15 protein-coding genes are annotated in these 12821 nt (G+C 34.9%); 3 read left to right on the top strand and 12 right to left on the bottom strand.

Translation table 11 applies throughout. The features are described from left to right. A partial coding sequence (locus FYJ55_RS00975) for a transposase (RefSeq protein WP_154555251.1) occupies positions 1–259 on the bottom strand: 259 nt, incomplete at its 3' end. Positions 260–571: 312 nt separating this feature from the next. On the opposite strand from FYJ55_RS00975, the gene FYJ55_RS10885 reads away from it, so the two are divergent. Both FYJ55_RS10885 and FYJ55_RS10755 read left to right on the top strand, forming a co-directional pair. Beyond that, positions 572–1264: a transposase gene (locus FYJ55_RS10885; protein WP_326831827.1), complete on the top strand. Its 693-nt coding sequence runs from the start codon at positions 572–574 to the stop codon at positions 1262–1264. A gap of 56 nt (positions 1265–1320) precedes the next feature. After that, the gene (locus FYJ55_RS10755; protein ID WP_195836627.1) at positions 1321–1485 is read left to right on the top strand and encodes a hypothetical protein; all 165 of its coding nucleotides are present in this window, start codon (positions 1321–1323) and stop codon (positions 1483–1485) included. Positions 1486–1649: 164 nt separating this feature from the next. On the opposite strand, the gene FYJ55_RS00965 is transcribed toward FYJ55_RS10755, so the two are convergent. From FYJ55_RS00965 to truB, 10 genes are all read right to left on the bottom strand, one after another. Further along, positions 1650–2381, bottom strand: coding sequence for a TlyA family RNA methyltransferase (locus tag FYJ55_RS00965; protein ID WP_154555250.1), 732 nt, complete (start codon positions 2379–2381; stop codon positions 1650–1652). Next, positions 2374–4236 (bottom strand): 1-deoxy-D-xylulose-5-phosphate synthase, encoded by a 1863-nt coding sequence (gene dxs, locus FYJ55_RS00960; protein WP_154555249.1) that lies wholly within the window; start codon positions 4234–4236, stop codon positions 2374–2376. Before dxs ends, FYJ55_RS00965 begins: the two co-directional genes overlap by 8 nt. Positions 4237–4324: 88 nt before the next feature. Then, the gene (locus tag FYJ55_RS00955) at positions 4325–5173 is read right to left on the bottom strand and encodes a polyprenyl synthetase family protein (protein WP_154555248.1); all 849 of its coding nucleotides are present in this window, start codon (positions 5171–5173) and stop codon (positions 4325–4327) included. Continuing rightward, positions 5160–5369, bottom strand: a complete 210-nt coding sequence (xseB, locus tag FYJ55_RS00950; protein WP_117572533.1) for an exodeoxyribonuclease VII small subunit — start codon at positions 5367–5369, stop codon at positions 5160–5162. The genes FYJ55_RS00955 and xseB overlap by 14 nt, the downstream gene beginning before the upstream one ends. A gap of 1 nt (position 5370) precedes the next feature. Beyond that, on the bottom strand, positions 5371–6690 hold the full coding sequence (gene xseA, locus FYJ55_RS00945; RefSeq protein ID WP_195836626.1) for an exodeoxyribonuclease VII large subunit: 1320 nt from the start codon (positions 6688–6690) through the stop codon (positions 5371–5373). Between the two features lie 8 nt (positions 6691–6698). Continuing rightward, complete coding sequence (gene nusB / locus FYJ55_RS00940) at positions 6699–7076, bottom strand: transcription antitermination factor NusB (protein ID WP_003865032.1); 378 nt, start codon at positions 7074–7076, stop codon at positions 6699–6701. Then, positions 7077–7973, bottom strand: a complete 897-nt coding sequence (locus FYJ55_RS00935; RefSeq protein WP_154555246.1) for a 5'-nucleotidase — start codon at positions 7971–7973, stop codon at positions 7077–7079. It abuts the gene before it with no gap. A 35-nt stretch (positions 7974–8008) separates the two neighbouring features. After that, positions 8009–8338 (bottom strand): Asp23/Gls24 family envelope stress response protein, encoded by a 330-nt coding sequence (locus FYJ55_RS00930; RefSeq protein WP_154555245.1) that lies wholly within the window; start codon positions 8336–8338, stop codon positions 8009–8011. Between the two features lie 38 nt (positions 8339–8376). Further along, positions 8377–9354: a riboflavin biosynthesis protein RibF gene (gene ribF / locus FYJ55_RS00925; protein ID WP_229771017.1), complete on the bottom strand. Its 978-nt coding sequence runs from the start codon at positions 9352–9354 to the stop codon at positions 8377–8379. Continuing rightward, complete coding sequence (gene truB / locus FYJ55_RS00920; protein ID WP_154555243.1) at positions 9354–10178, bottom strand: tRNA pseudouridine(55) synthase TruB; 825 nt, start codon at positions 10176–10178, stop codon at positions 9354–9356. Before truB ends, ribF begins: the two co-directional genes overlap by 1 nt. Before the next feature lie 279 nt (positions 10179–10457). Here truB and FYJ55_RS00915 point away from each other — a divergent pair, with 279 nt between their 5' ends. Beyond that, positions 10458–11039 (top strand): hydrolase, encoded by a 582-nt coding sequence (locus tag FYJ55_RS00915; protein WP_154555242.1) that lies wholly within the window; start codon positions 10458–10460, stop codon positions 11037–11039. Between the two features lie 45 nt (positions 11040–11084). On the opposite strand, the gene aspS is transcribed toward FYJ55_RS00915, so the two are convergent. Further along, positions 11085–12821: an aspartate--tRNA ligase gene (aspS, locus tag FYJ55_RS00910; RefSeq protein WP_154555241.1), complete on the bottom strand. Its 1737-nt coding sequence runs from the start codon at positions 12819–12821 to the stop codon at positions 11085–11087.

The raw sequence follows: 12821 nt of genomic DNA, 5'->3' as shown, positions 1-12821 counted from the left end.
TTTCAAGAGCATCTTGCGTATCCTTTAATTCACGTTTTAAACGTCTGTTTTCAAGCTCAGCCTCTGTTAGATTCCCTGAACCTTTAAATGTTGCCTGGTTGTTATTGGCTTTAGCTTCTTGCTTCCACCTGTATAAAGTACTATCTCCAATACCTAAATTTTTAGCACATTCTTTACGACTTAGTTCTGGATGTGTTAAACAATAATTGACTGCATTTTGTTTAAATTCTTGATCAAACTGTTTCTTTTTATTTGCCATTTTCTTTTGCCTTCCTTTGTCTTTGAATCATCCTCTTTCTATTGTACCACTGGCGTAAATTTTCTCTTTTTGACTAGTCCTATTTATATGCTAACATCAACATTGTCTTTACTATTCCTGAAGAACTTAGAAACTGGTTCAGACAGGATCGTTCTAGACTCAATCTTTTGTTTGTTGCTTCTAGAAACACCATTTCCATTCTTACCAATAAATCTCTTGCCGATAAACTCAAAAAGAAAAAATTATCGGATACTCACTATATATTCAAAGATATTCCTGTTCGTAATGAATTTGGCATGATTACAACTATACATACTTTTACAAGACCTTAAATGGAATCCACACATCCATTGTCTTATTCCTGAATTAATCTATTCTTTTAAAAAAGATAAAATCAAAACATTTCATCATTTCAATTTTACTAAGCTTAGAAAAACTTTTCAGTTTGAATTCATTCGACTCATACAGGAAGCTGGAGGATTAAAGAAACCTGAAGAAAAGAACAGACTCTATAAAGACCATCCTAAAGGATTCTATGTCTATGCCAAGTTCAAATCCCTTGACAACGATTCTAACGATGCTTCATCTAATAAAAACAGTAAAGATATTCAAGGCTGCGTAAACTATTTTATTCGCTATGCAGGTAGGCCTGCCATGGCTGAAAATAGAATCACAGAATACAATAAAGAATCAAAGACTGTCAGCTGGTTCTACAATGATCATAAGGATGAAAAACGTCATGATGTCACAGATAATGTGATTGATTTTATAAACCGCCTTATTATACATATACCAGACTACCATGTCTTAACCACTCGATATTATGGATTCTATGCCAATGCTTCTAAGAAAACTCTAGATAAAGTACATGCACTTCTTGGAATCAAAAAGAATAAGGATTATTCTCGTGAAACAAGAACCAAAACTCTTAAAAACAAACTCAATAAATTGAAGTACCGCACTCATTTGATTGATTCTTTTAACCTAAGACCCAATTCAATGTAAATGTAAAGCCACAATGCAGTATACTTATACATATAATCCATTCAAGGACAAAAGAAATGACAGAACATACAGAAAAAGATGTATTGATGAAATGCACAAAATGCGGTTACGAAGAAGAAGTACCTAGATGGTTGATCGATGAATTATTTCCAAATGAACCTGAAGAAAACTATATGATGCACTACCCTGAATGCGATCATAAGATGATTGTAAAAAAATAATTCAGCAACTAAAGACAAATACAAAATGTTGGCTATTTTCAATAGCCCTTTTTATCGTTCCTGATAACCTACAAATTGTGATAATCCGATATTTTTTCACATATTACATTTCCCTGTTCAGAAACCAAAATCTTAATATACAAAAAAATAAGAATATCTTCACATTAAGATATTCTTAAATCTTTGGCATACACCATATACTCCTGATTGCCACTTCTTCCTTCTAGAATGCTTGGCATCGCTTCAACACTTCCATAATATTGAAATAGAAAAGATTTTACATCTTCAACAATCTGTAAGGCAAGCTTAGAATTCTTTAGAACGCCATGCTTATTCAAAGCAGTGGGACCACACTCAAATTGTGGTTTTACAAGTATCGCAATATGAGGAATGGATAAAACACGTAATACATGTTCCAATATGGTCTTACAAGATATAAAACTAACATCCATACACATAAAATCAATCGATTCATTAAACCATTCTGGTACAATTTCACGAGCGTTATGCCCTTCCATTTTGATTACACGACAATCTTGATCTAATTCTTTGGCAAGTTGAAGATGACCTACATCTAAGGCATATACTTTTTTTGCTCCATATCGAAGACATACATCCGTAAATCCACCTGTACTCGCACCAATATCTAATACAACCTGATTTTGAATATTCACATTGTACTTATCTAAACAACCCTTTAGTTTAAAGGCACCACGGGAAACAAATTCATCCTCAGTATGTGTTACGACAATATCATCTTCATCCCCAACTAAAAAACTAGCCTTTGTGATTACTTTTCCATTGACACTGATTTTACCTTCTTTAATCATATCCTGTGCTTTTGCACGAGACGATATCTGATTGAGTAAAGCTTTATCTAAACGAATCTTATCCATTTTTTTCTAGTTCCTCAAATAAACATTCTGTGCTAATACCTTCTTGAATACGTAAAGAACGAATCGAACCATGACATACATAGTGATCGCCAATAGCTAATACATGAATTTTTTCATCCAATGTATTCATATATTCTAAAATAGCACTCGATAAGCCGCCCTTCTTAATATCCGTTTCATAAACCGTAATTGGAAGGTTTAATTTTAATAAATCTTTCATCATAACTTCATCGATTGGTTTAAAGAAACGTGCATTGACAACAAGTAAGCCAATCTGATTTTCTCTTGCCTTATTGATCACATGATCCACATCCGGTCCATATGTGATCACAATTTGCGTTGGTGTTCCAACCACAAATTTTTCCCAAGTACCAATTGGAATCAATGAATACGACTTGTTTTTTGCGTATCTCACATTTCCTCTAGGATAACGTACACAAAATGGTTTCTTAGAGGCAAAGGCTGTATAAATCATATTCTGTGCTTCTTGGGCATCTTTTGGCTGAGATAAGACAAGATTTGGAATACTTCTAAGCATCGCAATATCAAACACACCTTGATGCGTTTCACCATCATCTCCAACTAAGCCACAACGATCAATTCCAAGCACAATAGGCACATTCATTCTTGCCATGTCGTGGTTGACTTGATCATAAGCTCTTTGAAGGAAAGACGAATAAATACTCACAAATGGTTTTAATCCACCTAAAGCCATAGCACAAGCCATTGTCACGGCATGCTGTTCGGCTATTCCACAATCAAAAAAACGATCTGGATAACGTTTTTGAAATTCTAATAATTTACTACCCTGCGCCATCGCGGGTGTGATTGCAACAATACTCTTATCTTTTTCCGCCAGATCCATAACCGTATTTGAGATCACTTGTGACCAGGAAATTTCATTAGGCGGAAGTAAACACAAAGATTTTCCCGTTGCGACATCAAACGGACTGACTCCATGCCACTTACCTACTTTATCTTGTTCCGCAAATTTATAGCCTTTTCCTTTCTGTGTTAGGACATGTACAACAATGGGGCCATCGTGTTCTTTGGCAGCCTGAAAAACTTTGATCAAGCTAGCAATATCATGGCCATCGACAGGTCCCATATAATCTAAGTTAAACTCTTTAAATAATGGAGCATCGATCACTTCATCTTTGATTTTATCACGGAAATGTGACAATGTATTCAATACGTTAGTTCCTAATTTATTGGATTTTAAGTTGTTTTTAACATCATGTTTTAAATCTATATATAAGTGAGAAGCACGAATATCTGTAATTCGTTTTTCAACACCACTATAATTTTTAGAAATCGACATATTATTATCATTAAAGATGATGACCATCTTCTTTTGTTTAGAACCAATATCATTTAAAGCCTCTAGTGCCATACCACCCGTTAATGAACCGTCTCCAATTACAGCAACAACTTGATAATCATCATGCATTAAATCACGTGCAATCGCATAGCCGAGTGCGGCAGATAAAGAAGTAGAAGAGTGTCCTGCTTCCCAACAGTCATACTTACTTTCACTTCGCTTTTGATATCCTGAAAGCCCACCCTTTTTACGTAATGTCGCAAATTGAGTGGATCTTCCTGTTAATAGTTTATGTGTGTAACATTGGTGCCCTACATCAAAAATCATTTTATCTTTTGGTGAATCAAAGACATAGTGCATCGCAACTGTGACTTCGACAATCCCAAGATTACTCGATAAATGTCCGCCTGTTTTCGAAATCGACTCGATTAAAAAAGTTCGAATATCGCTGCACAATTGTGTAAGCTCATCGATTGACATATCTTTGATTTGACTAGGTGACTCAATGTCATACACTTGACTAATCTTTCTCATTTTATAACCCTCGTTAAAAAAACTAGTCCGCTAAAGACTAGTTTTAGCTATTATTAATATACCCCTTTTTTCAAAGAAATTCCATATATTAATATGTACGCTTTAATAAAGTATCCAATACTTTTGTCAGTGAAGTTACATCACAACTCACAAAACCTAGTTCTTTACGAATTGTTTCATCATAGCTAGCAACCATATCTTTAGCACCTTGAAGCCCTAATAAAGATACAGCTGTAACTTTATGATTATCTACATCACTCAATGACTTTCCAACCACTTCTTCACTACCAGTAACATCCAAAATATCATCCTGCATCTGGAATTCAAGACCTAACACAAGACCTATCTTACGGAAGTGTTCAACATCATCGAATTTATTCGCTAAGATACATCCACAAACCAATGGTAATGTTAATAATTTGCTAGTCTTGTAGTGATCAATTTCCTGTAAAAGTGCAAGTGTTGGATTTGGATCATTTTCAGACTGTAAATCTAAAGTTTGTCCATAAATCATGCCATCAATCCCGGCATACCAAGAAAGAGCCTTTACTAAAGCTACTTTTTGTTCAGCACTACATTCACTATCCAATGCAACTTCAAATGCCTTCGTCAATAGTCCATCGCCCGCAAGAATGGCAGTTGCCTCATCATAAGCTTTATGACAACTTGGTTTACCTCGACGTAAATCATCATTATCCATAGCTGGAAGATCATCATGAACCAATGAATATGTATGAATCATTTCAATGGCACAAGCACATGGATATCCAACTCTTGCATCGATTCCATAGCCTTCTAGTACAGAAAACAACAAAGTAGGACGTACACGCTTACCCCCATTCATCAATGAATAGGCCATCGCATCTTTTGTACGACAATCATCATTTTCATGTACTCGCATTAATAAATAATCTTCGAATTCTTTATTCACCATCATCTTGATTCACCTCCATCAACTGATCCATTTTTGTTTCAAATTTTTTTAATTGTTTTTCGCATTGCGCACTCAATTTCAAGCCTTCCTCAAATAATGACATGGCCTCTTCAAGCTCCAATTCATTATTATTTAACAAAGCCACGATTTCATCCAATCGCTTCATCGCCTCTTGAAATTTCATTTGTTTAGCGGCCATTTTATTCCTCCTTAGTGGATACAACACATGAAGTGATCACACCATCATTTACTCTTGTTACCATTATATCATCACTTGCGACATCTTTGACATGCTTAATAACTTTATCTTCAATCTTTGAGATACTATAACCACGAGAAAGTACCTTTAAAGGTGAATAGGCATCCAATAAAGCACAATTTTTTTGTAAAGAATGTCTAGAATTTTGTAGTAAAACTTGCATATTCGATCTTAGTTTTTCAGGCACCATAGAAAGTTTATTTTCTTGTACCTTTACTATATTCATCATACGCAAATGCATTTGTTGTGTATAATTCTTAATAACATTTTTCTTTTGCAGCTCTAGCTCTAGTACATGTTCAATTTGTGTATTGTAGCCATCTAGTTTTAATTGTTTTTCTATAATAAAAGATTTTGGATCCTTTAAATACGGATGATTCTTATACGAATCCAGTTTTAACTTGTTGTGATTTAAAATCATAGACATGTTTTGCCTCAACAATTCTCTATCCTTCAAAATTTGCGTCATCACTTCATATTGATCCAATGTCACCCATTGTGCAGCTGCTGTAGGGGTTACACTTCGATGATCACAGACAAGATCACATAATGTTGTATCCACTTCATGACCTACACCACTGACAATATATGTATTTAAACTGTAAATCGTCTTTACAAGCTGGATATCATTAAAACAGAACAAATCTTCAAAGCTTCCTCCACCACGAACAATCAATAAGGCATCATGATTATGAGTATCAGCCTCTTTCAAGGATTGAATCAAACTTTTAGGTGCAAAACTACCTTGCACTAAACTAGGATATAAAGTAACCTTCATCATCGGCCAGCGCCTTTGAATAGTTGATAATACATCTTGTAAGGCAGCAGCCTGAGCTCCAGTTACAACACCAATATTTTCAATATAGTCAGGTTTAGCCTTCTTATGACTTTCATCAAAATAGCCAGCCCTCAAAAGATCTTGTTTTCTTTTTTCAAATTCAAGATATAAATCACCTAAACCATCTTGTTTCATTTTACGAATCACAAGCTGAAGACTGCCCCTTTGTTCATACACATTAATACTTCCTGAAACTAAAACACGCATACCTTCTTCTACATTGAAGTTTAAACGTGATACATAACTTGAAAACATAACACAACTCATTTCTCCGCTTTTATCTTTCAAAGAAAAATAATAATGTCCCGATCTGTGTTTTGTCAGGTTGCTGATTTCACCCTGAATCCAGATGCCATCTAGATCCATGGTTTGTGTTAAAACATTTTTAATGCGAGCAATAACACTAGAAATACTTACAACCATTTCGTTTCTCATAGCTGGTCAAGAACTCCATTTAATAATTTATAAGAATTATCATCGCAATACTTTTTAGCCAAAGTAATCGCTTCGTTGATTACAACAGCTTTCGGTGTATCGTTTGCCAAGATTTCCTGGAAAGAAATTAAAAGAATGGCTTGTTCTAACATACTTAAACGATCAAAATCCCAGTCATCACGTAATAATTCATTGATTTTTTGTTCGAAAGCTTCTTTGTTTTCAATAGTTCCCATTGTTAAACTATATAAATATCCATCAATGTCATTTGAACCTTTCATTACATCAAATACACATTTACGAATATCCTTTCCTAATAATAAGTGTTGATACACACTTTGCATCGCAACTACACGTTGTTCATGTCTATTCATCTACATATCTCCTTCTTTATATGGTACGCGTGCACTTGGTACTACTTCACTTGCAGGCCCTGCATGCACGTCTTGATCATCAAAAAATATATTGGCACCAAAACAGGCTAATACATCCGCTTTTTTAGCGCCTTGCATAAAGAATACTTCATCTACGACAATATTCCATGCTCTTAAAGTTTTTATTACACGAACACCCGTATCTTTGTTTCGTGCTGTTACAATCGCTGTTCTTAATACATTTAAATCTTTAGTTTCATTTTGAAGCCAAGATAAACTCTTTAATAAAGAAGCCATTGGACCTTTTTGTAAGGCAATATCCTGGTTTAGAATCTCATTTTCATTGAATGCTTCTAAACCATGTTCCTGATAGATCTTTTCCGATTCAGCCGAAAATAATACGGCATCCGCATCAAAGGCGATACGAATCTGATTGTCAGGAAAACTATATTTAGTATCTCTGGCATAAATCATACCAGCCGCAAAGCCTGCATGAATCGCATTGGATACATCGTTTTCATTACACGATAAGAATAAATCGACACCAAACGCCGATAAATAACGACTGATGTCTTCTCCACCACTCAAAACCATTCGACCAATGTCCATATCATAATGTTCTAGTGAGTGAATGATACGCAAAGACGTATCCGCACTATTTCTTGACATCACAATAACTTCAACAAGTTTTCGATTCGCGAGTTTATTGATATTTAATAAGTTTTTAACTAACGCAAAACCACTACCCGGATTTAACACATCATTTTCGTGAACAATTTGATAGTCACGATATGCGTCTAATCCTTCTTTTTCAAAAACCTCATTTTCTTTTTCTAAGTTAAATAAAGCTCTTGAACTAATACCTACCACAAGATAATTTTCAAAAGATACACTCATAAAATTGAAAAAAAGGAAACCTTTAAAAGATTTCCTTAAAAAATAAATCCAGTCACCTGAATTTCAATCGCTTCAGGTTTAAAGTCTGTCATATAAGAAATACTTTCAAAGATCTTGTTTTGTAGATTTAAACAAACATCACTTACATTTGATTTGTGGTTCACTTTTACAGGAATCGATAAAGTCAATTTATTGTTCTCAACACGAGTGACAATTCCTGTCTTAAATGGTTTTGTTCCTTCTGCAATCTGAACATTTTCATCTTCTTCGATCACGTTCTTTGCGATTGTAGAAAAAACTGTTTTATTTAAAGAAATAACACCATATTCATTGCCTGGTTCTAGCTCGATATATTCTTTCGCCATAATTTCACCTTCACTTCTCTTTAAGTATACCAAAAAAGTTATTTAAACTCAAAAACTTTCGCACCCCAAAGTGATGCGGTTTTTGTAACATACTGCTTTTCATGCAAAATCACCTTTTTACAAGTAACAATATCCCTCTGTAACTGTTTCTTTAAGGCTTCAAAACCATCAAAACGAATCTCATTTCGCGTCTTTTTCAAGAAGAAAAAGCGTACTTGTCGTTCATAAATATCTTGATCAAAATCAAAGATATGCGCTTCAATAGAAACTTTTGTATTTTTAAAAGTAGGATTGTTTCCCACATTGATCATAGCCCCATAAAATGTATCATCCACATATACAAAACCTGCATAAACACCACTAGAAGGCACTAAATAATCGGGATTTGCCCCAAGATTTGCGGTTGGAAACTTCAATAGTGTACTGCCACGTTTAAAGCCATGTTCAATCACGCCTTCAATCGAATACATATACCCCAATAATTCATTGGCTAAATCAATCTTGCCACTTTGAATCAATGGCTCAATGCGACTGGATGAGATTTTTTCGTTTTTCGAATTTACACTGGCAATCACTGAAACATCAAAGTAGTTTTGTGAAGAAATTGTATCCACATTTCCTGTATTCTTTGAAGCATATTTAAAATCAAATCCACAAGTAATATGTGCTACATTCATCTTTTTTAACAACATATGAAAGGCATCTACATCTAAGGCTGCAAAATTCTTAGAGAAAGTAATGACATACATCACTTCAATACCCATGACGCTTGCCAAATAGATACGATCTTCTAACGTTGTGATATGACGACATACACGATCTGGAAAAAAGATTCTCCAAGGATCTGGATCAAATGTGATCAAACCACTTTTAATGTTTAACTCTTTGGCTTTAGCAATACAATTCTTAAGCAATGCCTGATGCCCTGTATGCAGGCCATCAAAGAAGCCAATACAACAAGAACTCTTTGGCAAATTTTCTTGTACATGTAGATAATCAATACGAATGACTTCCATTACCATAGACCTCTTTTACTCTTAAAAATTCCTTCACGCTCTTTTTCATAAATTGCGATAGGCTCACCTGCATCTAAAATACATACTTCTTGATTTAGATTATCTAAACGAATGCGTTTTCCTTGGTACACATCTTGAATCGGTTGATAGTCAATCTTATCTAAATGATCCAATACATAGATTGAAGGATATAGGACGGGTTCTTGTGTTTCAAGATCTTCTAGTGTTTGAGCCTGATCAATTGTAAAGCGACCAACCTTAGTTCTTCTTAAACTTTTCATACAACCTAGATTATTTGTATTTAAGGCCAAATCACGACAAATACTACGAACATACGTTCCACTCGAACATGCTACTTTAAAACTGTAGTCACCAAGATCTTCCATCGAATAAATTTCAATATCGCTATAGACTTTAGGAACTTCAAGTCCCTCTCTTTGATAGTCCATTAATTTTTTCCCATTCACTTTTTTATTGGAAGTCTTTGGCACCAATTGATGGTTCTTACCAACAAATTTTTGAAGTTCCTCTGAAAAACAAAAATCCAAATTCACTTCTTTTTCAGCTTCCACTTCACCCCAAATATCATCGGTTGATGTACTTTTACCAAATTCGATCTGTCCAATATATTCTTTATCTGTATCACTCAAAAATTGTAATAATTTACACGACTTTCCACAAAGAACAACTAAAACGCCGGTTGCGTTGGGATCGAGCGTACCAGTGTGTCCAAATTTTTTTTGTTTATATTTTTTTCGAAGCCAATTTACAACATCATGGCTTGTCATACCATACGGTTTATCAATAATTAATATTCCATCCATAATTTCACCTTTTATATTTTACTTTTTTTTAAGGGTACTTGCAACTATGCACATTAGACACTAAAAAGTCAAGACTTGTATTCTAATATGAAGTTCGTTATTATAGAAATGCCTAAGGACATTAATTTTTCCTACACTCGAGATAAGGGAAATCGGATGTTGAATTGTTGTGTTGAAGACCCGCTACGCGTGGGGATCCTAATGCTGTTCACAGATTGCCCACCTGTACTTAACAGGGAAAGATCTCATGTTCTTGGGCTTTTTAAATAGGTAAAAAGTATGAACGCAAAAGAAGAATTTATTCAAATCTATAAAAAAAATATCCATCGTGAAGGTGCCGATACCTTTCTAGAATTCTTAGAAGGAGTTCACTCTGATTTTTTTACGGCCCCTGCAAGCACACGTTTTCATGGCAACATGGAAGGTGGTCTTTGTGAACACAGTGTACATGTATATCATTGCTTAAAGGACTATTTATCAAGACAAAGAGTTCAAGATACGTACAATATGCACTACAGCGATGAAACCATTGCTCTGGTTGCCCTACTTCATGATGTATGTAAGATCAATGTCTATAAAAAAGGTACAAGAAACAAGAAAATCGATGGTGAGTGGCATCAAGTGGATGTTTTTGAATTTGAAGACAATATTCCATTTGGCCATGGTGAAAAAAGTGTCTATATGATTCAGCCATTCATGCGTATAACGCGTGAAGAAGCGTTTGCGATTCGTTATCATATGGGATTTTCTGGAAGCGATCCAGTCAATAATGTGGGTAAAGCTTTTGAATTGTTCCCGCTTGCCTTTGCGCTAAGTACGGCCGATATGGAAGCTACATATTTTTTAGATAAGCAAGTCTAGATGACTTGTTTTTTTGATAAGAAAAGACAGGAAAAAATCCCTGTCTTACTTTGTTTCAATACCCAATTCTTTTAATTGTGCTGGATCTACAGGACTTGGTGCCTGTGCCATTAAATCCGATGCACTTGCTGTTTTAGGGAAAGCGACGACATCACGAATGTTGTCTGTACCAGCTAAAATCATAGTTAAACGTTCTAGACCAATACCTACACCTCCATGAGGTGGAGTTCCATATTGGAATGCATCCATAAACCAGCTAAATTTTTCATGCGCTTCTTCTAAAGTCATACCGATAGCTTCAAATACTTTTTCTTGAAGCTTTTGATCATGAATACGAATGGATCCTGATAATAACTCATAGCCGTTTAACACTAAGTCATAAGCTCTAGAATAACAATGTGCTGGATCACTCAACAATTTATCGACATCTTCTAAGTTAGGTGATGTGAATGGGTGGTGAGCCGCTACATAACGGTTTTCATTTTCATCATATTCAAACATTGGAAAATCAGTAACCCATAAAAATTCATAGGCATCTTTGTTGATCAAATCTAAATCATGGCCTAATTTCACACGCAATGCACCAAGTGAGGATTGAGCCACTTTCTTCTTATCCGCTACAAAAAATACAATATCATTTTCTTCGATATTCAACATGGTACGCAATGCTTCTTTTTCAGCATCGGATAAAACTTTTGTGACACTTCCCGCAAAGCCTTCCGCTGTTAATTTTAAGTTAGCAAGCGCTTTTGCACCATATACTTTTACATAATCTTGTAGTTTATCCAATTGCTTTCTTGAGAATTTGTCCGCCCCATTTTTAACATTCATAGCCTGGATGATGCCACCTTCATTTAAGCAATTTTCAAACACTTTAAATTCAGTGTTTGCGAATACTTCACTGACATTATACAAAGGCATGTCAAAACGTAAATCTGGTTTATCGGAACCATATCTTTCCATACAAGTATCATATGGAATACGTTTAAATTCTGGTAGATCAATTCCCTTGATATCTTTGAAGATTTCTTTCATCAAACCTTCTGTCATTGACCAAATATCTTCTTCGTCCACAAAACTCATTTCAATATCGATCTGTGAGAATTCAGGTTGACGGTCTGCTCTTAAATCTTCATCTCTAAAACAACGAGCAATTTGGAAGTAGCGATCCATTCCACCAACCATCAATAACTGTTTATATAGCTGAGGCGATTGTGGAAGTGCATAGAATTCCCCTTTACTAATACGACTAGGTACTAAATAGTCACGTGCACCTTCTGGAGTCGAACGACATAAAATAGGTGTTTCCACTTCTGTAAAACCATATTTAGCTAAATAATTACGAACTAATAAAGTAATACGGTTTCTTAAGATTAGGTTCTTTTGAAGAACTGGTCTTCTTAAATCTAAATAACGATATTTTAAACGAGTATCCTCTAAAGCATCTGTTTCATCCGCAATGATCATTGGTGTAGTGATAGCTGTATTCACAATTTTTACTTCACGAACTGCAACTTCAATTTCACCTGTTGCAAGCTTAGGGTTTTTGTCTTTTCTTTCAACAACCGTTCCCTTTACTTGTAGTACATATTCATTACGTACATCACTAATTTGTGTTGCTAGATCTTCATTGAATACAAGTTGTGTAATACCATAACGATCTCTTAAATCGATAAAGACCAAAGCTCCAAAATTACGGCGTTTCGCAACCCAGCCACATAAAGTGACTTCTGAATTTACATTTTGAAGACGCAACTCTCCATTGTTATGAGTTCTATACAT

Source organism: Holdemanella porci, assembly GCF_009696075.1.
In the GTDB taxonomy this organism is placed as follows: domain Bacteria; phylum Bacillota_I; class Bacilli_A; order Erysipelotrichales; family Erysipelotrichaceae; genus Holdemanella; species Holdemanella porci.
This window is presented reverse-complemented; position numbering and strand designations above follow the sequence as displayed.